Below are 22,291 nucleotides of genomic sequence, written 5' to 3'. Positions count from 1 at the left end.
ATTTAGGATGTGTACAGATTGTTGACTGTTAAGGACCTTATTAAAATTAAAGCCATTGATGGATTAAAAATAGTAGCTGGGGAAAAAGGGATTAATAATGAGATAACCATTGTTAATATTATTGAAAATCCTGAGGCTTTCGACTGGCTTTCACCAAATGAACTGCTTTTATCTACAGGATATATCTTTAAAGACAATAAAGAATTACAGAATCGAATCATTAAGGAGCTTTCAGACATTAACTGCGCGGGACTAGTTATCAAAATGAAAAGATATTTTGATGAACTCCCACAAAACATGATCGACCAAGCAAACAAACTTGGATTACCTTTACTAGAGTTACCATTTGAATATACTTTATCAAAAGTAATCTCAATTATTAATGAAAAAGCATCAGGTAGATACGATTTATTAAATAGAAAAACCCTAGACATTCATAACTTATTTTTTAGAATTACACTAGAAGGCGGCGGAATTGATAGAATATTAACAATGTTATCTGAGACCATTAACAATCCGATTATTTTTGTAAATGAAGATTGGAAGTTAGTTGACTTTACAGAACACGTAAATAATAAAGTCCCGCTTTCATACTGTTTTGACTTGGTGAAAAATAGACCCGTGTTCTCAAAAGAATTCATTGACTCCGTTCCAAAAAATGTTAGTGAAATAAAAAAGACGATTAAACGAATTTATTATTTAGAAGGCATGGAAATAAAATGCAGAATCCTGCCTGTTGCAGCAGGAAACTCTATTTATGGATATATAATTGTATGGCAAACAGTGAGAGAACTGGCTGAATTAGACTTCATTATTTTAGAACAGGCATCCACAAATATTGCACTTGAAAGGATAAAAGCCAAGGAAATAGAGGAAGTAAAGTTAAAAATCAGACAGGACTTTTTCGATGATTTGCTAACTGGAAAAATTACCTCTAGCGAAACCATCCATACACTAAGTGAAATGCATGGACTTCATTCAAATTATATGTATTACTGTATTGTAATTAATATAGAATCAGAGGAGTTTCAGCAGTATGAGGATATGGTGGCTAGAAGGGTTAGCTTGGAGAATAAAGCAAGAAAATGTGTAGAGTTAATTTATGATTACGCTAATAAAGCAGACGGAGAAGTTACCTGCTTTCATCGAAACAATCGAATCATCATCTTAATTGGACAGCATGAAAACCGGCCAGCAGTTTCTGTATACGAAGCAAAACAATACACGAATAACCTATACAGTATCCTGAATAAGCAAATAAGCAATTCCACCTTCTTAATTGGAATTGGCAGACAGTATGGAACAATTCGTTCTCTTCATAAAAGCTTTTCAGAAGCAAATGAATCAATAAGATTAATGCAAAAGTTTGAAGATAGTGGCGGAGTATCTCATTTTGAAGATCATTCTATCTATCACTTTTTAGATTCCAATATTAAGGACTTGGAATTAGAAGAATTTTTTATGAAGCGGCTCGGAAAAGTTTATGAAAACGATCAATTACATGGAACAAGCTACATTATTACATTAGAGAATTATTTTCAGAATAACCTTAATATCAGCGAAACATCAAAAGCAATGTTCTTGCACCGGAACACACTCATATATAGAATAGAGAAAATCAAAGAAATATTAAATTCTGATTTAAAGAATTCAGAGGAACTGCTTCAAATCCAATTAGCATTAAAGATTTTTAGACTTTTAAATAAGAAACTTCACGCAGATTCATAAGACGAAACAATGCCCCGTTAATTAATAACTAACGGGGCATTTAATTTACAATTGTCCTGATACTATTTTACCTTTAAAGATAACTGCCTCACGCTTCGGTGTTCTTGCAACCGCCTCCGCTGAACAAGATGCATTGACAAGCACTAGACTTGCTTCATCTCCAGGAAGTGGCCAGGCTACTTCACCTTCATTCGTTAAAGGGGTTGGACCGCCCGTCGCAAACTTTAAGGATTGTGCTAATGAGCGTTCATCACTTCTTCGATAAAGTTCACCGTAGCGTGTTACCTTTTCTAATACATCCCCTGTACCATAAGGTCCCCAAGAATCATAGAATCCGTCACAGCCTAAATAGACGTTAACTCCCTTTTTATCTAAAAGGTCAATTGGCGGCAATGATTTTGTGATTGGGATTGTGGACATAATCGACATTCCAAGCGTACTTAATTTATCAGCGATTTCTTCCTGCTGAGGTACCGGCACCTCCCCTAAGCTAAAAGCATGACTTACGGCAGCGCGATTGTGCCATTTTGCTTCTTCAACCATTTCAGTAAATTTATCAACCGTATAAAAGCCTACATGGCCGCCATCATGTAAATGAATATCAATATCAGCATCAAATTCGGTCGCAAGATTCATCACTTCATAGAGCGATTTTTCGATATTGCGGTCAATCCCTGCTGGATCCAGCCCACCAACAAGTTGTGCCCCCGATCTCATTGCTTCTTTCATCAGTGGAATAACATTTTCTCTTAATAGGCCGTGCTGAGGAAAAGCAACAATTTCATATGTAAGCTTATCAGAATAATCCTCAAGCGCCGCTTTAATACCTTCAAGATTTTTCAAGCCGATATAAGGATCGACATTAACATGTGTCCGGATATGTGTTGAACCATGAGATAGCAGTAACTCAATCATAGTACTAGCACGCTGTTTGGCTGTTGGAGCTAATTCCTCAAGCTCCATCGCTTCTAAACGTAAACGTTCTTCCAAACTTTTTGCCGGAATGGGTGCCTTCCAATCAAGAGAAAGATAGGTTTTATCTAAATGATTGTGCATTTCTTTAAATGTTGGAAGAGCTAATAGCCCTTTTCCATCAATCGTTTTCTCAGCTTGTGGAATGGCAAAGCTATTAGATTTCTTCTCTACAATTTTACCGTTCTCGATTTTCAAATGAAAAAGCTCTGTTTTCGTTTCGTAAACTCCTTTTTCATCCTGAACATATCCTGTTTCTAATCTTACATTTGTTAACCAAAATGGAACAGTCATTCTTTCATTCCTCCTTTATACTTGAACTGGATTGGATTCTGTTAACTTACTTTCAACCTTTTTCCCTTTGAAAAACAACGCTTCCACTGCTGCTCTCCTTGCAACTGCCTCCGCAGAACAAGATGCGTTTACCAGCATCATAGTAGCTTCATCTCCAACCTTTGGCCAGACGCGCTCTCCTTTTTCATTTAGCGGAGTAACTCCACCTGTTCCAAATTTCAAAGCAGTAGATAGAGAATATTCATCAGACATACGGAATCGTTCAGCAAGAGTTCCCAGCTTTTGAATAGTATTTCCAGTGCCAAAAGGTGACCAGTGATCCGTAATACTGTCATGGCCAACAGATACTGAAATACCAAACTTATCAAGAGTTGGTATCGGAATGGTTGCACGATTAACTGGTACTGTAGTCGTTACATCAATCTCTTGTTCTTTTAAAATTGCGGCCATTTCATTCAGTGCCTCTCCTTGAAGATCTGCTAATGCTATTCCATGGCTGATGGTAGCTCTGCCTTTTAGGCCAGCTTCTTTCGTATAATGGGCCATTCTTTCAAACGTAAATGCTCCTAGAGTGTTTGGATCATGTAAATGGATATCGACACCTTTATTGTTTTCAACAGCAATTTCAAATATCGTAGATAAAGATTTTTCAATATTTCTATCGACTGTAGCAGGGTCAACTCCGCCAACAAGTGTTGCTCCATTCTTCATCGCATCACGAATCAATTGGACAGAGTCACTCTTCAACAATCCATGTTGCGGAAAGGCAACGATTTCATATGTCAGAACATCCTCGTATTTTTTCAAGGCGTTCACTGTTGCCTCTAGATTTTTAAGACCTATCACTGGGTCCACATTACAGTGGGTCCGAATATGGGTATGGCCATTTTTCAAATACAGTTCAATCATTTTCTCTGCACGTTCCTGTGCTGTCGGCAGGAGTTTTGGAAGGAGTTCTTTTTCCTCTTCTAATCTAGTAAAAATACCATTTGTGATTGGAGTACAAGCCTTCCAAGGTCCGCCATAGTAGGTTTTATCGATGTGAATATGCATATCTCTGAATGATGGGAGCAGCAATTGTTGATTTGCATCCATTTGTTTTACATCAGAATTCGGTAATTCCTGCGTGATTTCGATAATTTTTCCATCCTCAATTTGCAAGTGACAAATTTCCGTCTCAGTACCAGCAATACGATGATTATCGTATTTAAAACCCTTTTCTATACGGACATTCGTTAACCAAAAAGTAGTCATTCCTATTCCTCCTATTAAGAAAATTAGGAAAAGTACTTTTTTTCAAAAGTACTTTTCCATTGATTCCTTTACTTAATTACTACATCATCAATCATTAGGTAGTTTGCAGCATTTAACCAAAAACCACTTACGTTTTTACTATGAGCAGCCATGTGCTCGTAGTTACGGATTGGAATATAAACTGCTTCGTCAATTTCCATTTGCATTACTTCTTCATAAAGCTTTAAACGTTTTGCTTCATCTGTTTCTTTACGGGCTGCTTCAATCTTTTGGTCTACCTCTGGATTACTATAGTAGAAATGGTTTCCTGCAGGGCCCTGTGATGCAGAGTGGAATAAATTATACTGATTGTAGTCTCCGTCACCTGTTGCATTACCCCAGCCGCCGATAAATAAATCATGCTCACCATTATTGGCCATTTCTATATATGCACCATATTCCATTACTTGAATTTTTACATTTACGCCGATACCTTTTAATTGAGATTGAATAACTTCAGCCATATTAATACGTTCTTTTCGATCGCTAGTTAACAATGTAAGCTCAAGGCCATTTTCATAACCTGCTTCTTTTAACAATTTCTTAGCTTCATTTAAATCATAGTTGTATGGCTTAACTTCTTTACTATGTCCATAAACCTTCGGACTCATTGCTACGTTTGCCAAAGTTCCAACGTTATTGTAAACACCTTTAATAATTGCTTCTCTTTCAATTGCATGGCTGATTGCTTTACGTACTTTTACATCATCAAACGGTTTTTTCTTTGTGTTAAAACCAACATATTCTACAGCTAGTCCCTCTGTACGATACAGACCCATTGTTTCAGATGCTTCAATTCGTTCAATTTCAGTAACAGGAACTTGGTCATTTATGTGTGCTTCACCCGTTTCAATCATCGCAAGACGGGTAGCATCCTCTGGTACTACCTTAAATACAACACCATCAATATTTGGCTTTTTGCCCCAGTAATTTTCATTTTTCTTTAATGAAATTTCCTGACCGCTCTTCCAAGCTTCAAATACAAATGGACCTGTGCCAACTGGATGCTGCGCTAAATTTTCAGGATTTTCAGCTAAAGCTTTTGGACTGAGGATGCTTCCTTCCTGACTTGCCAAAATGGATAATAGGGGTGCATATGGGTAGGCAAGCGATAATTGAACCGTATACTCATCTACCACTTTCACCTCTGTAATCATCGAGAATTTCTCACGCTGCGGCGATCCTGTATTAGGATCTAATAAACGATCAAATGTTGCTTTCACTGCCTCAGCATTAAAAGGTGCTCCATCATGGAATGTTACATCATCTCTTAATTTAAACTCCCAAGTTGTATCATTTACTACTGTCCACTCTTTTGCAAGAAGCGGTTGAATTTTAAAATCTTTATCTGGTACTACAAGTCCTTGATAAACTTTTTGATAAACTACATTTGCTGATGGGATATCCGTAATAAAATGTGGATCTAACTTGGTAGCATCAGATAGTCGAACAACTGTTAATGTACCACCTTGGTTCGTTCCCTCTGTTTTACTTGCTTCTTTATCAGAAGAAGTTGATTTTGTCGAACAAGCTTGAGCCACCATTAGTACTAAACCAATTAAAACTAATAGTAAGCCCTTTTTTATGGATCGTTTTTTTCTCTCCATTTTCGTCTCTCCTTTGTTGTTTATTTATTTTCATTTTGAATTTAAAAGGAAAAGTAGTTTTCATTCTTCCTTCGAAATCCTTATCTGCATTATAGAAGATGATGCACTGGAATATTTACAGAATATTTACTAAAATTTTAAGTATTTTGACAAACAATTTAAAAAATATTTACTTTCCTATAAATTTTGATAATTTTGTACATAATCCCAAAAAAAAATAACAGTATCTGAAAGGAGGATATGACAGCTAGAAACGACTTCATTCTTTCAAATAAAAATTTAAGGAGGGTTTTATATGACACTAGAAGTAAAAACAGAACAGCCAGTTGTAATAACACAAACAATGAATCAACCGAAAGAATCTAAAATAAAAGATTTCTTATCTATTTTAACCATGAACAAAGCAGCAATGGTCGGGGCTATCATCATTCTTTTCTATATTGTTGTCGCACTCTTCGCACCCTTACTTGCACCCTATGATCCATACGAAATCAATTTGGAAAATAAATTAATACCTCCCTCTGCAGATCACTGGATGGGTACAGATGATAAGGGAAGGGATATTTTAAGCCGAATCCTATATGGTTCCAGACTTTCGATGGGGATTGGAATAACCGCTGTAATCTTTGGTGCCTTCTTTGGAATTATTTTAGGACTGATTGCAGGCTACTATGGTAAATGGATTGATTCGACTATTATGAGAATCATGGATATTCTCTTGGCATTCCCTGGTATTTTACTCGCTTTAGCTATCATTAGTGCACTTGGACCTGGTTTAATCAATGTAACGATAGCTGTCGGCGCATACTCTATTCCATTATTCGCCAGGATTGTCCGCGGTTCAACCTTAGAAGTGAAACAACTCGAGTATATTGATGCCGTACGTTCTCTAGGAGCAAATGATTTAACGATTATTTTTAAACATATTTTACCGAATATTCTTTCACCTATTATTGTACAAGGTACACTAAGACTAGCTACCGTCATTCTTTCTGCAGCAGGTTTATCATTCCTTGGTCTTGGTGCCCAGCCACCATCTCCAGAATGGGGAACAATGTTAAGCAGTGGAAGGGATTTCTTATTCTCAGCACCTTATATTGCTATTTTTCCAGGGCTGGCTATTTCTATACTAGTTTTAGGTTTTAATATTTTTGGTGATGGATTACGTGATGCTTTTGATCCAAGAATGAAGAAATAGAGGAGGTATATTAGATGTTGATGTTTATAGTACGCCGATTAATGCAAACGATCCCGGTTATTATAGGGGTAACCTTTGTCGTATTCTTTATAATGCAGTTAGTTCCAGGTGACCCAGCAGTCTTGCTTGCTGGTGAAGGTGCCTCAAAGGAAACCATTGAAGCCATACGAGAGCAATTAGGTTTAAATAGACCATTATTGGTACAATACTTCGATTACTTAACGAGCGTTTTTCGTGGAGATTTTGGAGTGTCACTTAAGAATAGTCAGCCTGTCCTAGATGAAGTTTTAGTGAGACTACCTATTACAATTGAGCTTGCCTTTTTTAGTATTCTTATAACGATTGTTTTAGGAATGGCTGCTGGAATTATTTCTGCGATTAAGCCTTATTCCCTAAAGGATACAACAGTTATGATTGTAGCCTTATTAGGGATTTCATTACCAAGCTTTTGGTTTGGTTTAATGTTAATGTATTTCTTCTCAGTAAAACTGCAAATCCTTCCTGTTGCTGGCTGGGATAGCATTCTTCATGTTATCCTGCCTGCGCTGACATTAGGTGCAGGGGGTGCAGCCATTGTAGCCCGAATGACAAGATCTAGTATGCTCGATGTTATACGTCAGGATTATATCCGAACAGCTCGTGCTAAAGGGGTACGTGAAAGTGTAATTATTTATAAGCATGGATTACGTAATGCTTTAATTCCAGTTATTACAGTAGTTGGATTACAATTCGGGGCTTTACTTGGCGGGACAGTTCTAGTTGAATCAATCTTCGCTATTAATGGACTGGGAAGAATGATTGTCGACTCGATTCGAATGAGGGATTTACCAATGGTTCAAGGCGGGGTATTAGTTGCTTCTCTCGTTTTCGTCGTAGTGAACTTGATTGTCGATGTACTATACCGATTCTTTAATAAACGGATTGAATTAAATTAACAGGTGGTGAAAGATGATGACGGAGAATAACAAACCGATTTTAGAAGTAAAAGGATTAAAAACACATTTCTTTACAAAGCGCGGTGTAAGTAAGGCGGTTGATGGCATCGACTTTAATTTGCATAAAGGAGAAACCTTAGGAATTGTCGGTGAATCTGGATGTGGAAAAAGTATAACATCTCTTTCCATTCTGCGTTTAATCCCCTCCCCTCCTGGGAAAATAGCGGGCGGACAAGTTCTGTTTAAAGGAAAAGATTTGGTGACAATGTCTGAAGATGAAATGAGAAAAGTCCGTGGGAATGAGATTTCGATGATTTTTCAGGAACCGATGACATCATTGAATCCTGTTTTACCGGTAGGAGAGCAAATTGCTGAAGCGTTACGAATGCACCAAAAAATGGGACGTAAAGCCGCGTGGGAAAAGTCCGTGGAAATGTTAAAGCTTGTTGGTATTCCTTCCCCGGAAAAGAGAGCTAAACAAGAGCCTTTCCAATTAAGCGGCGGTATGCGTCAGCGTGTCATGATTGCGATGGCACTTGCTTGTACCCCTGAGGTATTAATAGCAGACGAACCAACAACAGCATTGGATGTAACCATTCAAGCACAAATCCTAGAGTTGATTAAAGATTTGCAAAATAAGCTGGGCATGGGGGTTATTATGATTACCCATGATTTAGGTGTCGTTGCCGAAACCTGTGATACCGTAGCCGTCATGTACGCAGGTAATATTATTGAACATGCACCAACAGAGAAAATTTTTGCTAATCCAAGACATCCATACACACAAGGTTTACTAGATTCACTTCCTAAAATTCATGAGGATCAGGAAGAATTACAAACGATTGAAGGCAGTGTCCCTAGTCCCTACAATATGCCTGCTGGCTGCCGCTTTGCTTCTAGATGCCCTCACCAGCAGCCGATTTGTCATCAGCAGCAGCCAGAACTTATTGAACAAAATGATGGAGTAAAGGTTCGCTGCTGGATGTATACAGATCAGTGGGATGCAAAAAGTGTAAAAGAGGAGGCGGTAAAATAATGCAGGCTGCAGTAGATAAGAAAGTATTATTAGAAGTAGAACATCTAAAGCAATATTTTCCAGTTAAAACAGACTCCCTTTTTAAACCAAAAGCCTATGTACAAGCAGTAGACGACATCTCCTTCAAGCTATACGAGGGAGAGACTTTAAGTATTGTAGGTGAATCTGGCTGCGGAAAATCCACAACTGGCCGTGCAATTTTAAGACTGGATGAACCTACAGACGGAAAGGTTTATTATTCAGGGACAGACATTTTAGGATTAAATAAGAAGGAAATGAGAAAGCTTAGGGGGGATTTACAGGTTATATTTCAAGATCCTTTTGCTTCACTTAACCCAAGGCAAACCGTTAAGCAAATATTAAATGAAGCTATGGCCATTCAAGATGTAGTGGAAAAGTCAAAAAGAATGGATCGAATGCTTGAACTACTTGGCTATGTCGGGCTTCCCTCTGAGGCACTTGACCGCTACCCTCACGAATTCAGCGGCGGTCAGCGGCAGCGAATTGGGATTGCGAGAGCCCTTGCAGTTAATCCTAAATTAATAATTTGCGATGAAGCTGTTTCTGCCTTGGATGTATCTGTTCAAGCACAAGTCCTAAATCTATTAAAGAAACTGCAAAAACAGTTTGGACTTACCTTTTTATTTATCTCCCACGATTTAAGTGTAGTCAGACATATTTCTGATCGGGTCATGGTTATGTATCTTGGGAAAGTCGTTGAAATTGCAGATAAAAAGGATTTATTTGATACACCTCTGCATCCATATACTCGTGCATTGTTATCATCGATTCCTGTACCAAATCCGGAATTAAAACGGGAGCGAATCATCCTAAAAGGAGATGTACCCTCTCCTATTAATCCACCAAAAGGCTGCAGATTCCATACCCGTTGTCCATTTGCAACAGAGAAATGCAAATTAGAAGAACCAGATTTAAGAGAATTGAATACAAATCATATGGTCAGCTGTCATTACGCAGAAAAATTCATGTAAGATTATTTTTTAATTATAAGAAAATAAGGTAAAATATTATATTAAAAAAGGGAGAGGCAAACGCCTCCCTTTTTCTTCATATAAAGGAGAATTTCGGTTATGTTAACAGTTGAAGCTTTCTCCCTAAATATTATGATTGCAGCCCTTGCACCTTTACTAGGAGCCTTTACATTGCTTTTTTTATTTATTTTTGAAAAGCGAATAGACCTGCTGGAAAAAAAAACACGGGAAATTGCGTTAGAAAGAGAGCTGCAAACTGCTCTTTACAACCAATTGAATCAAGAGATTCAGCCTCATTTCTTTTTTAACACATTAAATTCAATATTAAGCTTAGCAAGACTGGATCGAAAAACTGAATTAATCCGCTCAATTGAGACTCTATCAAAGCTGCTTAAATTTAAGTATCAAACAAATAACACTTTTATTACAATCGATGAGGAAATAACCTATGTTAATTATTATTTAGAAATACAAAAAATACGGTTTCGGGACAGGCTTTATTACGAATTTTCAATCGATCCAAATGTAAACCAAGCAATTACCATCCCGTTTATTATTCAAACCTTTATAGAAAATGCTTTTAAACATTCCTTTGAGAAATATGTTGGTGAAGCATTTTTAAAAACAACCGTTGAAAAACGGGAAGAAGAAATCCATATCACCGTGTGGAATAATGCAGTTGAAGGTCCTGAGGAACTGTCACTGGATAGGGGACTTGGTTTAGAAAACATTACAAAAAGGCTGGAGTTATTATTCCCCGATGGTAAAACATCTGTACAATTAATCAACTCAGAAAATGGGACAAGTGTTTTAGCTATTTTTCCATTTATGCTGAAATATGAAATTTAAGGAAGGTGAAAATTACGAATGAATATCTTGCTAGTTGATGATGAACCGCTAGAATTAGAGCAGCTCGAGTATTTAATTCTTAACAAATTTCCAAACTGGAAAATTTTCAAAGCTCAAGATGCTTCCATAGCACTCCAAATCGTTAAGCAGCATGACATCTTTCTTGCATTTCTAGATATTCAGATTCCTGGGAAGAATGGCTTGGATTTGGCTAAAGAATTAACACAAAATTATACGATTGACATTATAATGGTTACTGCTTTTCAAAATTTTGAATATGCTCAGACTTCGATAAGACTTGGGGTTGTTGATTACATAACCAAACCAATTATTGAAGCTGAATTAATGGCCGTATTAAGCAAGTATGAAAGATTAGGGCGTTACACTGAGCAAATTGTAGATGCGATAAGCATTATTCATGCGGAATATAGTGAAAAATTAACATTAAATTATTTAGCCTCAAAAATTCATATAAATCCCGCTTATTTAAGCAGAAAATTTCATGAGGAAGTTGGGATGGGCTTTTCCGAGTATTTAAACGAGTTTCGCTTAAAGGAAGCTCAAAAAATGCTCGTTGAGTATCCTGATTTAAGTATTAGTACGGTTTCTGAGAGGTGCGGATTTAACAGCCAGCATTATTTCAGCCAAATTTTCCGAAAAGTAACAGGAATCTCACCAAGGGATTTTCGCTTAAGGGAGACATTCCATTGAAAAATAATGATTATCAGTTATATATCAGTGGTGCCATTAAACTTGGGGTAAGCTTTGGAGTTGTTAGTTTATTGGCTCGATGGGTAACAGGAAATACAATCCTTTCCTCTCCGGAAACTTTGATCAAATATGGGCTAATCGGTGGAATTGGATACTCATTAGTGGGGGCGTTATCCTCTATTTTATTTGGATTTTTAGCAAAAAGAATCCGTGAGAATTACCCTGGTAAGCACACGATCGGAGATGTTTTAAGACAAAAATTAACACCAAGCGGATATTGGTTAATGATCACAGTCCTTATTCTTACCAGCTTTCATTCCTTATTTGTCCAAGCTATGGGCGCAGGAATTCTTATCCATATGATTTTTCCGATTCCTCATTTTATTGGGTTATTGCTTTTTTTGGCCTTTTGTTTTTTTATCGGAGGAGTCGGGGGCATGCAGCGCCTTCACCAAGTGGCTGGTGTTAATGTCACCCTTATTTTTGCATCGGTCATTATTATCCCGGTCTACTTTTATATTCAAGAAGGTGTTTATCCTGTTTATGACGGAATTAAGCTATATCATCCATATTTATTGTATATAAAGAACACGGATGCCTTTTGGTTTATTTTCACAGCAATCGTTGTCTTTTTTGGTCAAATTTTGATAGACCGTGCTACATGGCAAAGAATGTTTATCATTCAAAAGGAAAAGGTTCAACTAACCTTTACCTTAACAGGATTAATATGGGCAACCATCCCACTTGCATTATCCTCCTTGTTAATGATTACAATTTTCGGCAGAAGCTTTGAAAATATTTATTCCTTGTTCTCGGAATTAGTCAACAGAATCCAATCATCTATATTAATCGTCCTATTTGTTGTCTTTATATTTAGTTCAATCGCTTCTGCCCTCAGTGCAGAATTGCACGCCACAACAACCCTATTTGTAAAAAATATACTGGAAATGTTTTTAACTCTAACAAACGATGAGAAATGGAAATATACTTATATTTTTTCAGGAGCAGTAAGTGTATGTTTACTTGTCATAGTCAGTATTGTTACGCCCAGGCCGCTCACGCTATTATTTTTCACTGGGAATATTTATGCGGCGATAATCAGCCCAATTTTATATATCATCCTAAGTAAAAATATTCTCCCTTTCATAGTCCCCTTTTCATCCTTTGTTGGAGCAGCGGGAGGCTATATTTTTGTATCAATAACGGAAGACTTTAAAGGAATATGGGTTAGCTTTACGATTTCAACAGTACTTTGTTTACTTGTCTTACTATATAAGACAATAACTAGAAATAAAAGTAAGGTATTATAGGGGGCGGTTTTGTTTGAGACAAAAACATGTAATAATAGAAAATCAAGCCCATTATAGCCCAGATTTATTACCAACTCCATCTGAAGCTAGAACATGGAAGATAGGTCAATTTTTCTCCATCTGGATGGGCTCTGTTCATAACGTGCCTTCCTATGTAACAATTGGCGGGTTCTTTGCATTAGGCTTATCCATTTGGCAGGTATTCTCTATCATTATTATTTCTTCCATCTTACTATCAGTCATGATGGTATTGAATGGGCATGCTGGCAGCAAATATGGAATTCCATTTTCTATTCTGCTCCGTGCAAGCTATGGAAATAAGGGTGCTCTCTTTCCGGGGGTCCTTAGAGGCGTTATTGCTGCAATTATGTGGTTTGGTCTTCAAACTTATGCAGGCAGTCTAGCGATTAGTATATTAATAGGGGAATTTTGGCCAGAGTATTTATCTTTAGGCGGAAGTTTTAACTTTTTCGGATTAACTCTTTCTGGTCTCCTTTCCTTTCTACTCTTCTGGATTATTAATGTTTTATTCATTTTTGCCGGGATAGATCGATTAGGGAAGTTAACAAAAATTGTATCTCCCTTAATTTTTGTGGTTTTTGGCGGAATGGCTATGTGGTCGATTAAACTGGCAGGTGGAATTGACCCAATCATAAACTATAGCTCAAGAGGGGTTGATGGAAATAGTATTTTGGTTTTCATAAGTTGTGTTTCGGCCATTATGGCAACATGGGTTGCACAAATTCTAAGTGTTTCCGATATTACTAGGTTTTCTCGTTCTAATCAAGATCAATCAATTGGACAGATTTCTGGGCTGATTATTACATATTTATTATTTGCTGTAGCCAGCATTTCAATCATTGTGGGTTCAGAAATAGCTTTTGGAGTTCCGATTTGGAATGTACTTGAAGTGGTGGAGCGATTCGATAATAGATTTGCCATTACCCTTTCACTTCTAACGATTTCCTTATCAACCTTATCCGTTAATATTGTTGGAAATATCATTCCTGCCGGCTATCAACTTGCTTCTCTTTTCCCAAAGAGACTGAATTTTAAAACTGGGGCTCTAGCCGCAACCATTATCGGTATAGTTATTATGCCTTGGAAGCTAATGGAGAATCCGACAAGCATATTTGCCTTTTTAAATATTGTAGGAGGATTGTTAAGTCCCGTCATAGGTGTGATGCTGACGAATTATTTCCTAATTTGTAAAAAGGAAATTAATTTACAAGAATTATATTCTATTAATTACAATCGATATTCAAATGGGATTAATCTCTCCGCTATGCTTGCAACCATCTTCGCAGGCATAATAAGCCTAATAGGTAATTTTGTACCCTTACTTGGTCCGTTAACAAATATTTCTTGGTTTACAGGGATATTTCTAGCCATTCCTTTATATCTAGCTTTATATTATTTTAATAAGCAATTTGAATTAAAGGCAATAAAGGAATAGAAAGAAGAGGCTGATTCTAAATGGTTGTCACTTACCAACCACTAGAATCAGCCTCTCCTATTATTTATTCGTTATTTAATTGAAACATCATTGATTTCTAAATAACCGGCTGCACTTATCCTAAAGCCATCAATCTTTTTTGAAACAGCAGCTACGTTTTCAATGACACGTACAGGTACATATACTGCATCCTGCATTTCTATTTCTTGTGCCTCTGCATAAATCTGCATGCGTTTTTCTGGGTCACCCTCTATTCGTCCAGCATTAACTAACTGATCAACCTTTTCATTACTGTAAAAGAAGACATTACCAGCAGGTCCCTTTGAAGACGAGTGGAAAAGATTGTATTGATTGTAATCGGCGTCACCAGTTGCATTTCTCCAGCTATTAATAAACATTTGTGATTCGCCTCTATTTCTTTTCTCAATAAAAGTTCCACTTTCAAATACCTGTATTTCTACCTCAACACCAATCCCTTTTAACTGCGATTGAACAACTTCTGCAAGACTTACTCTTTCCTTTACATCATTCGTTGACAAGATTGTTTTTAAACCATTAGGATATCCTGCTTCTGCCAATAATCTCTTTGCTTCATTTAAGTTATATTCATAAGCTTTCAAACCTTCATGATATCCAAATACTTGAGATCCTAATAAAGAATTCGCTTTTTTTCCTACGTTATTAAATACACCCTTGATAATAGAATCCATTTCAATGGCATGTGCAATCGATTTGCGGACACGGATATCACTAAATGGTTTTTTCTCAGTGTTAAAACCAATATATTCCGTACCAAAACCTTCACTCCGATAGACTTCCATTGATGATGAAGCATCTACTGTATCCATCATTGTTACAGAAAGCGGCTCTGCTATATGTGCTTCACCTGTCTCAATCATTGAGGTTCTGGTTGTTTCCTCTGGAACAATTTTAAAAATAACTTCATCAACTTTAGCCTTTTCCCCAAAATATTGATTGTTTTTAACTAACACAATTTCTTTGCCTGGGGTCCATGATTCAAATGAGAATGGTCCGGTTCCATTCGGTTCATTGATGATGTTCTTGCCAAACTTCTCAATCGCTTTAGGACTAATAATTCCTCCCTCATGACTGGCTAGGATGGAGAGTAAAGGTGCAAACGGTTCATCTAAGATAAATTGAACTGTAAATTCATCGATGACTTTCACTTCACTAACCATTTTGAGAACACCTGCTCTAGGTGCTTTGACATTCGGATCTAAGAGCCGGTCAAAATTCATTTTGACAGCGTTTGCATCAAAGGGAGTTCCATCATGAAATTTCACATCATCTCTTAATTTAAATTCCCATGTTTTACTATCAATCTGTTTTCACGTCTTTGCCAATAAAGGCTGGATTTGAGCATCTTTATCTCGTCCTACTAAACCCTCATACACTTTTCCATGGGTTACACTTGCAGCATTGATCGTGTTCATAAAATGGTGATCTAGATTCTCTGCGTCTGCTAAACGAACTATCACTAAAGTACCGCCATCTTTAGCTTTATCTTCCTTTTCATCACCATTGGAGCTGGCACTTTGATTTGTAGAACAACCAGTAAATAACATTACCATTAACAGTGCTAGAATAAATTTTCTGATAACTAGTTTTTCTTTCATGAACTCTCCCCCTTGTTTCATCGTATTTTTCTATCCATTCTAATTATAAAAAATATTCAGTATATTTTTATTGAAAATCTTTACTATTATTTTCGTTATCTTTACTGCTTTTAGTAGTTTCTTGCCGTCCTAAAAATCTACTAAAAACACTATCAAAAAAGAGGATATGAAAATCTATCCCCTTTAATCATTGAGTTACCGGTACATGAATAATTTTTTAATGCAAAGAACCACAAACTACCTTACCTTTATAGATAACTGCCTTACGTTTTGATCGTCTAGCTATTGCCTCTGCCGCACAGCTAGCTTCAACAAGGACGATATTCGCAGCATCACCTGCTTTTGGCCATAACTGATTCCCTTCCTTATCTAACAGAGTTTTTCCACCTGTAATATACTTTAACGCTTGACCAAGTGAAACCTCATCTGTCCATCTGAATCGTTCAAGCAGACGTCCAGCCCTCTCCAGTACATCACCATTTCCTGTAGGCCACCAAGAATCAAAGATATTATCGTTTCCTACGGCTACATCCACTCCACATTCAGTTAATAGGTTTACCGGTGGAATATTCCGTCCAATTGGAAGGCTGGTCACAATCGAGATTCCAGCTTCTCTTAAAATCCCTGCCATTTCAATTGCTTCTTCTTTGGGGACATCTCCTAATCCGAATGCATGACTGACTGCTACCCTTCCTTCCCAGCCTGCTTGCTTGGTTAAATAAGCAAGTCGTTTCATTGTGAAAGTTCCTAAGTGTCCTGGGTCATGTAAATGCAAGTCGATATCAGCATTCCCTTCAACAGCCAAGTCCATCAACTGTACTAATGATGCTTCAATATTATTATCCACCGTTGCCGGGTCAACCGCCCCTACAATCCCTGCACCGTTTCTTACTGCTTCTCTTACTAGTTGAACAGTCCCAGGACGCAGCAAGCCATGCTGGGCAAAGGCAACAATTTCTGCACTCAGCCTATTTGAATATGTTTCTAGTGCACGCCCGACACCTTCCAAATTATTCAATCCTGCTTCCGGATAGATATCCACGTGGGTTCTTACATGGGTTGATCCATAAGACAATAAAACTTCCAGCAAAGCTTCTGCACGTTGCTGTGTGCTGGAAGGAATGGATGCTAGAATATTTTTTTCTATTTCACATCGTTGAATAACACCCGAAGCGGGGATACAAGCCCGAAAGTCGTCACCCATGTAAGTCTTATCTAGATGAACATGCTTTTCAATAAATGAGGGAAGCAGGAGCAGCCCCTTTGTATCTGTTACAGGATGTTCATTTCCAAAGGGCACTGATCCTTTGATTATTCTTTCGATTTTACCATCCTCTATTAATAAGTGAAATAGCTCCGTTTTTGTTCCTGCTACTCTATCATTTTCTATTATATATCCCGTTTCTAAGCGGGCATTTGTTAACCAATAAGTACGGCTCATATTAAAACATCCTTTCTAATACTGTTACAAGATAAAAGGGCGTATCCACTTGGATATCCCTTTTATCATATTTCCTATTTGATTGAAACTTCATTGATTTCTAAATAACCAGATGGGCTGATCGCAAAGCCTTGGATATTTTTAGTTACAGCAGCAAGATTTTCAATCACCCTTACTGGAATATATACGGCATCTTCCATTTCTAATTCTTGTGACTGTGCATATAGTTCAATACGTTTATTTGGGTCTTTTTCTTTACGGGCAGCATCAATTAGGCTATCCACCTCTTTATTACTATAGAAGAAGGTATTTCCAGATGCCCCGTGAGAATTGGTATGGAAAAGGTTGTATTGATTATAATCGGCATCGCCAGTCGCGTTTCTCCAGCTGAGGATAAACATTTCAGAATCACCGTTGTTTGCTTGCTCAACAAACGTACCATACTCTAAAACTTGTATATTTACTTTCACACCGATTCCTTTTAACTGTGACTGAATTACCTCTGCCATATTGATTCTTTCTTTACTATCCATTGTTTTTAATGTTGTTTCAAAGCCATCAGGATAGCCGGCTTCTGCAAGCAATTTCTTTGCTTCATTAAGGTTATATTCATAGGCTTCCATATCAGCGTGGTAACCAAAAACCTTTGAGCCTAATAATGAATTCGCTTTTTTACCAACATTATTGTATACGCCCTTTATAATCGAATCCATTTCAACAGCATGTGAAATTGCTTTACGTACACGTATATCATTAAATGGTTCTTTTTGGAAGTTAAATCCAATATATTCCGTTCCAAATCCTTCACTTCGGTAGACCTCTACTTTTGACGAAGCTTCTACAGTAGACATCATCGGTACTGAAAGTGGCTCAGCAATATGGGCCTCCCCAGTTTCGAGCATTGAGATTCTTGTCGTTTCTTCCGGTACAACTTTAAATACAACTTTATCTACATTAGCCTTTGTTCCCCAGTATTCCTTGTTCTTAGTAAAGACAATTTCTTGTCCAGGGGTCCATGATTCAAAAACAAAGGGACCCGTACCATTTGGTTCATTAATAATTTCTTTACCAAACTTTTCAATCGCTTTTGGACTGATAATACCGCCTTCATGGCTTGCTAGAATAGAAAGTAATGGTGAGAATGGCTCAGATAAAATAATTTGAACTGTAAATTCATCCACTGCCTTCACTTCTTTTACCATTTTAAATACAACTGCTCTTGGTGAACCAACATTTGGATCCAACAGACGATCAAATGTCGCTTTTACCGCTTCTGCATTAAAGGCTGTTCCATCATGGAACTTTACATCTTGTCTAAGTTTAAATTCCCATGTTAAATCATCAAGCTGTTTCCACTCTTCTGCAAGTAAAGGTTTAATTTCGGCATTTTTATCACGCCCTACAAGCCCCTCATATATTTTACTGTGGGTAACACTTGCCGCGTTAATCGTTGACATGAAATGATGATCTAAATTCTCAGCATCCGATAAGCGGGCAATGACTAGTGTACCGCCATCTTTTTTTAAGGTACCGCTGTTATTATCCTCTGTGCTGACATCCTTTTTAGTTGAACATCCAGTAATAACGATTGCTAATAGCATAACGAGTAAAAATCTTCCTAATCTCCATTTCATGGACCAAAACCCCCTGAATATTTTTATATGCATTTGTCTAATTATAAGAAATATTCAGACTACTTGTTTTTAAAATATTTACTTTATTTTTCATTATCTTTACTACTTGAATAAATTAAAAAAAGTCCACTATCTTAAAGGATGAAGGCAGCAGCTCATTCTCGGGAAGCTGTTGATAATCTCTTTCCAAATATCCCTTTTTCATTTTATTAAAATACTTTTGTCCCTTGGATTTAATTTCTTCTAAATCCAGGTTAGGAATGACTCTATCCTTCATAACTACCCTGCCATTAATGATGGATAATTTCACATCTCTTCCTGACCCGCTAGCAATCATTGTACGAATCGGGTCATCTATCACTCCCATATGGAAGCCGTCCAAGTCTATTGCTATGATATCTGCCTTTGCGCCTGCTGTAAGTCTGCCAAGGTCTTCCCTTCCTAGAAAGTTGGCTCCACCAATTGTTGCAGCTCGAAATAAATCAGCATAGGATGAATCCTCTACTTCTTTTTCAATCAGCCTGGATAGCATACTGCCTGTTCGGATATTTTGAAACATATCTGGTGGAAAGGTGTCTGTACCCAGTGCTAAATTAATACCTGCCCTTTTGTATTTTGCAAATGATTCTAAAGCAGAGCTATGCCTTCCGATGATTAAAGGACAATGGATAACGGTTGTATTGGTTTCTGATAGCAGCGCTTTATCATCGCCCTCACCGGTTTGCGCTTCACTATAACCAGCAATAAAATGGGCGTGTGGAATTCCAGTTTTTGGTCCTAAAAAGCCTAGATCATACAAATAACGAATCGGTGTTACCCCATGTTTTTCTAAGATTGTGTGATATTCAAAGCTCCCCTGTGCTGCATGAAGTTTAATTGGAACATTTAACTTTTCACTATAATATTTAGTCAGTTTCAGGCTTTCTTCAGTTTGACTCTCAATTCGTTCAGGTGCCAACATTCCTTTAACCAAGCCATCATAGGCACCATCAAATTCTTCTATAAACTTTACAGCACGCTCTAGCCCTGCTCTCCCTGCATCTTCATCCCAATAAAGATTGATTGTTCCATCTGGCTCCACGACTCTAATTCCAAATTGATAACTTGGGCCTAAGTAAATCCTTAATCCTAATCCACCGGCATGATTGGCTGCTGCGGCTAATTCCTCATATGTCTCTGCCCATTTTTTATAAAAAACAGATGTAATCGGCATCGCAGTAGTCACACCATGAAGAATCAACTGAGAATAGGCATACAATGATTTAAATGCTTCTTCTTCCGCTGTCATAACTTCATGATGACCGTTTTCAACATAACTCTTTGACCAGAGCAGGTTTTTCTGTTTGTCGCTAGCTGCTTCTAAATGCAGGATATCATGATCAATATCACCTAGTGCATTTAAATCGATAAATCCTGGACTAATGACTGCGTTCCCAGCATCAATAACTTCATCCACTTTTCCAGTGTAATTTTTACCTACATATAAAATAGTATCATTTTTATATACAACCTCTGAATCCTCTAAAATTACATGATCATCCCCATCAAAACCAATCACATATTTTCCTTTAAGTTTTGTTATCATTTATTATTCTCCTTTCAATCTAGCAAAACTATAATCTTCTTCGTTATATCTCATTTCATCTACATAGCCTCGTGCATGCCCCCAAAAATACTTGGAGGGTTCCATATACTTCCTAAGGCCCGCCCGCTCGACAGTTGAATTGGCCTCTTCATTGGCCTCATACAACACTGTTTTTTCATCAGCGGTTTGAACTTTCCGACCTTCCATAATTACCTTACCATCGACAATCACATGGTCGACATCATTTGCAACTGCTTGATATACCAAGCGATGGACATGCATAAATTCTGGAGTTAAGTGGGGCTGATTAAGGTTCACGGTAATGACGTCGGCTTTTTTACCAATTTCAAGAGAACCAAGTTCGTCATCCCAGCCAATGCATCTCGCTGCATCAATTGTTACCATTTCTAATAGTTTTCCAGGAGGCAAATAAAATTCATCTCTAAGAGCAGATTGGTGAATAAACTGCGTTTTTCGCATCGCTTGAAACATATCAAAGCTTGTACATGGTGATGTACCATCGGTAGAGATAGCCACCGTTGCACCCAATTCAATTAACTCAGGTACCGGAGTTCTCGCACTAGCCTGGGTTATGCCTGGGGAGGCACTCACATTCGTACCTGTATCCGCTAAAATTCGTGCCTCATCGAATGAAATTCCACGGCAGTGCTGAAGGTGAACATCTGGTCCTAACAAGGCGTTTTTCCAATCCTTGACTGCCAGATGAATCATACCGCCAAAGGCATCAGAATGGATCCGTGTTTGATACTTTCTAGCAATCTCACGTATTCTCTTTGCTTGATATAGGTCATGCTCTGTTAACCCATAAAGCCTCCCTGGTGATGTTGGGCCTGATGGTTCGACTGAGGTAACGATGACAAAAGGGGTAATAAATGCACGTGTCCGGTCTTCATTCGCATGATTCAATGCTTCAATGACTGCTTCTGCACCTTGCAGCACTTCTTCGTACGTTACTTCTTTCGCAATCTGTTTACCATCCACCCAGCGGCTGAATAAGTGTGGCCATGGCGGATTACAAGGGCCTGTACAAACAACCTCTCTAATACCAACCTCTGCGTAGGCTCTTGCGTGATTGATCGCGAAGATCGGGTCATCAGACCGCGGCATCGACCCTAAAACAGATACACCTGTTGTTATCCCAGCTTTTAAACGCTCTAGTGCAGAGAGTTTCCCTTCGTAATACCAAAAATCATCGGTTACAAAATGTTTATACGTATTGGTCATAATTTGCATCCAAAAGTCATTATCGATGGCAATAGTCTTAAACATAGAGTGTCCGCCATGTCCGTGAACATCGATTAATCCAGGTAAAATACACTGATGACTGCAATCAATCACTTTTTTTGCCTCATATTTTAATGCTAGAATTTCTGTTAAGCCAATATCTAAAAGTCTGCCATCGTTAATAGCAACAGCACCATCTTCAAGAATTCGCCTGTTGGCATCCATTGTGATAACAGTACCGTGAATTAACAGCAAATCAATCATTTAATCTTCCTCCTTTTCTATCTATTCAGGTGTGTTTTACAATTTTGTTTATTAATTTAATTATAGGAAATGGTAAATGAAATTATTTTCGGAATTATTACTCT

General features: G+C 37.6%; 16 protein-coding genes and 1 pseudogene. 9 read left to right on the top strand and 8 right to left on the bottom strand.

Features of this window, described 5'->3' with window-relative positions; translation table 11 throughout:
* Positions 1-18 precede the first annotated feature (18 nt).
* On the top strand, positions 19-1,728 hold the full coding sequence (locus ACY3XC_RS18395; protein WP_464869838.1) for a PucR family transcriptional regulator: 1,710 nt from the start codon (positions 19-21) through the stop codon (positions 1,726-1,728).
* 45 nt (positions 1,729-1,773) lie between these two features.
* On the opposite strand, the gene ACY3XC_RS18390 is transcribed toward ACY3XC_RS18395, so the two are convergent.
* The 3 genes from ACY3XC_RS18390 to ACY3XC_RS18380 all read right to left on the bottom strand — a co-directional run bounded on the left by ACY3XC_RS18390 (position 1,774) and on the right by ACY3XC_RS18380 (position 5,894).
* A complete protein-coding gene (locus ACY3XC_RS18390) occupies positions 1,774-2,994 on the bottom strand; it encodes an amidohydrolase family protein (RefSeq protein ID WP_464869837.1) in 1,221 nt (406 codons plus the stop codon).
* Between the two features lie 15 nt (positions 2,995-3,009).
* Complete coding sequence (locus ACY3XC_RS18385; RefSeq protein WP_464869836.1) at positions 3,010-4,248, bottom strand: amidohydrolase family protein; 1,239 nt, start codon at positions 4,246-4,248, stop codon at positions 3,010-3,012.
* A 68-nt stretch (positions 4,249-4,316) separates the two neighbouring features.
* Positions 4,317-5,894 (bottom strand): glutathione ABC transporter substrate-binding protein, encoded by a 1,578-nt coding sequence (locus tag ACY3XC_RS18380; protein ID WP_464869835.1) that lies wholly within the window; start codon positions 5,892-5,894, stop codon positions 4,317-4,319.
* A gap of 343 nt (positions 5,895-6,237) precedes the next feature.
* Here ACY3XC_RS18380 and nikC point away from each other — a divergent pair, with 343 nt between their 5' ends.
* The 8 genes from nikC to ncs1 all read left to right on the top strand — a co-directional run bounded on the left by nikC (position 6,238) and on the right by ncs1 (position 14,381).
* Positions 6,238-7,092, top strand: coding sequence for a nickel transporter permease (nikC, locus tag ACY3XC_RS18375; protein WP_464870006.1), 855 nt, complete (start codon positions 6,238-6,240; stop codon positions 7,090-7,092).
* A 14-nt stretch (positions 7,093-7,106) separates the two neighbouring features.
* The gene (nikB, locus tag ACY3XC_RS18370; RefSeq protein WP_179158205.1) at positions 7,107-8,027 is read left to right on the top strand and encodes a nickel ABC transporter permease; all 921 of its coding nucleotides are present in this window, start codon (positions 7,107-7,109) and stop codon (positions 8,025-8,027) included.
* Between the two features lie 16 nt (positions 8,028-8,043).
* The gene (locus tag ACY3XC_RS18365; RefSeq protein WP_464870005.1) at positions 8,044-9,063 is read left to right on the top strand and encodes an ABC transporter ATP-binding protein; all 1,020 of its coding nucleotides are present in this window, start codon (positions 8,044-8,046) and stop codon (positions 9,061-9,063) included.
* Positions 9,063-10,055, top strand: a complete 993-nt coding sequence (locus ACY3XC_RS18360; RefSeq protein ID WP_464869834.1) for an ABC transporter ATP-binding protein — start codon at positions 9,063-9,065, stop codon at positions 10,053-10,055. The genes ACY3XC_RS18365 and ACY3XC_RS18360 overlap by 1 nt, the downstream gene beginning before the upstream one ends.
* A gap of 99 nt (positions 10,056-10,154) precedes the next feature.
* Entirely contained in the window at positions 10,155-10,904 is a 750-nt protein-coding gene (locus ACY3XC_RS18355) for a sensor histidine kinase (RefSeq protein ID WP_464869833.1), read from the top strand.
* An 18-nt stretch (positions 10,905-10,922) separates the two neighbouring features.
* Entirely contained in the window at positions 10,923-11,615 is a 693-nt protein-coding gene (locus ACY3XC_RS18350; RefSeq protein WP_464869832.1) for a response regulator transcription factor, read from the top strand.
* The gene (locus ACY3XC_RS18345) at positions 11,612-12,925 is read left to right on the top strand and encodes a sodium:solute symporter family transporter (protein ID WP_464869831.1); all 1,314 of its coding nucleotides are present in this window, start codon (positions 11,612-11,614) and stop codon (positions 12,923-12,925) included. The genes ACY3XC_RS18350 and ACY3XC_RS18345 overlap by 4 nt, the downstream gene beginning before the upstream one ends.
* Before the next feature lie 13 nt (positions 12,926-12,938).
* A complete protein-coding gene (gene ncs1 / locus ACY3XC_RS18340) occupies positions 12,939-14,381 on the top strand; it encodes an NCS1 family nucleobase:cation symporter (RefSeq protein ID WP_464869830.1) in 1,443 nt (480 codons plus the stop codon).
* A gap of 71 nt (positions 14,382-14,452) precedes the next feature.
* On the opposite strand, the pseudogene ACY3XC_RS18335 reads toward ncs1, so the two are convergent.
* The 5 genes and pseudogenes from ACY3XC_RS18335 to ACY3XC_RS18315 all read right to left on the bottom strand — a co-directional run bounded on the left by ACY3XC_RS18335 (position 14,453) and on the right by ACY3XC_RS18315 (position 22,187).
* Positions 14,453-16,018 (bottom strand): annotated as a pseudogene (locus ACY3XC_RS18335) (glutathione ABC transporter substrate-binding protein).
* A gap of 217 nt (positions 16,019-16,235) precedes the next feature.
* Positions 16,236-17,459: an amidohydrolase gene (locus ACY3XC_RS18330; protein WP_464869829.1), complete on the bottom strand. Its 1,224-nt coding sequence runs from the start codon at positions 17,457-17,459 to the stop codon at positions 16,236-16,238.
* A 74-nt stretch (positions 17,460-17,533) separates the two neighbouring features.
* Positions 17,534-19,093: a glutathione ABC transporter substrate-binding protein gene (locus ACY3XC_RS18325; protein ID WP_464869828.1), complete on the bottom strand. Its 1,560-nt coding sequence runs from the start codon at positions 19,091-19,093 to the stop codon at positions 17,534-17,536.
* Positions 19,094-19,208: 115 nt separating this feature from the next.
* Positions 19,209-20,678: an amidohydrolase family protein gene (locus ACY3XC_RS18320; RefSeq protein ID WP_464869827.1), complete on the bottom strand. Its 1,470-nt coding sequence runs from the start codon at positions 20,676-20,678 to the stop codon at positions 19,209-19,211.
* A 3-nt stretch (positions 20,679-20,681) separates the two neighbouring features.
* Entirely contained in the window at positions 20,682-22,187 is a 1,506-nt protein-coding gene (locus ACY3XC_RS18315) for an amidohydrolase family protein (protein WP_464869826.1), read from the bottom strand.
* Positions 22,188-22,291 lie beyond the last annotated feature (104 nt).

Source organism: Bacillus sp. CZDM1 (genome assembly GCF_055502545.1).
Note: the sequence above shows the minus strand (reverse complement) of the source record. Positions and strands in the feature narration are given on the sequence as shown.

What these genes read in the sequence shown, in the direction of transcription:
- ACY3XC_RS18315 (WP_464869826.1), bottom strand. Translation starts at nt 22,187, where the DNA reads ATGATTGATTTGCTGTTAATTCACGGTACTGTTATCACAATGGATGCC.
- ACY3XC_RS18360 (WP_464869834.1), top strand. Translation starts at nt 9,063, where the DNA reads ATGCAGGCTGCAGTAGATAAGAAAGTATTATTAGAAGTAGAACATCTA.
- ACY3XC_RS18350 (WP_464869832.1), top strand. Translation starts at nt 10,923, where the DNA reads ATGAATATCTTGCTAGTTGATGATGAACCGCTAGAATTAGAGCAGCTC.
- ACY3XC_RS18320 (WP_464869827.1), bottom strand. Translation starts at nt 20,678, where the DNA reads ATGATAACAAAACTTAAAGGAAAATATGTGATTGGTTTTGATGGGGAT.
- ACY3XC_RS18325 (WP_464869828.1), bottom strand. Translation starts at nt 19,093, where the DNA reads ATGAAATGGAGATTAGGAAGATTTTTACTCGTTATGCTATTAGCAATC.
- ACY3XC_RS18365 (WP_464870005.1), top strand. Translation starts at nt 8,044, where the DNA reads ATGACGGAGAATAACAAACCGATTTTAGAAGTAAAAGGATTAAAAACA.
- nikC (WP_464870006.1), top strand. Translation starts at nt 6,238, where the DNA reads ATGAATCAACCGAAAGAATCTAAAATAAAAGATTTCTTATCTATTTTA.
- ACY3XC_RS18380 (WP_464869835.1), bottom strand. Translation starts at nt 5,894, where the DNA reads ATGGAGAGAAAAAAACGATCCATAAAAAAGGGCTTACTATTAGTTTTA.
- ACY3XC_RS18390 (WP_464869837.1), bottom strand. Translation starts at nt 2,994, where the DNA reads ATGACTGTTCCATTTTGGTTAACAAATGTAAGATTAGAAACAGGATAT.
- nikB (WP_179158205.1), top strand. Translation starts at nt 7,107, where the DNA reads ATGTTGATGTTTATAGTACGCCGATTAATGCAAACGATCCCGGTTATT.
- ACY3XC_RS18330 (WP_464869829.1), bottom strand. Translation starts at nt 17,459, where the DNA reads ATGAGCCGTACTTATTGGTTAACAAATGCCCGCTTAGAAACGGGATAT.
- ACY3XC_RS18355 (WP_464869833.1), top strand. Translation starts at nt 10,155, where the DNA reads ATGTTAACAGTTGAAGCTTTCTCCCTAAATATTATGATTGCAGCCCTT.
- ACY3XC_RS18385 (WP_464869836.1), bottom strand. Translation starts at nt 4,248, where the DNA reads ATGACTACTTTTTGGTTAACGAATGTCCGTATAGAAAAGGGTTTTAAA.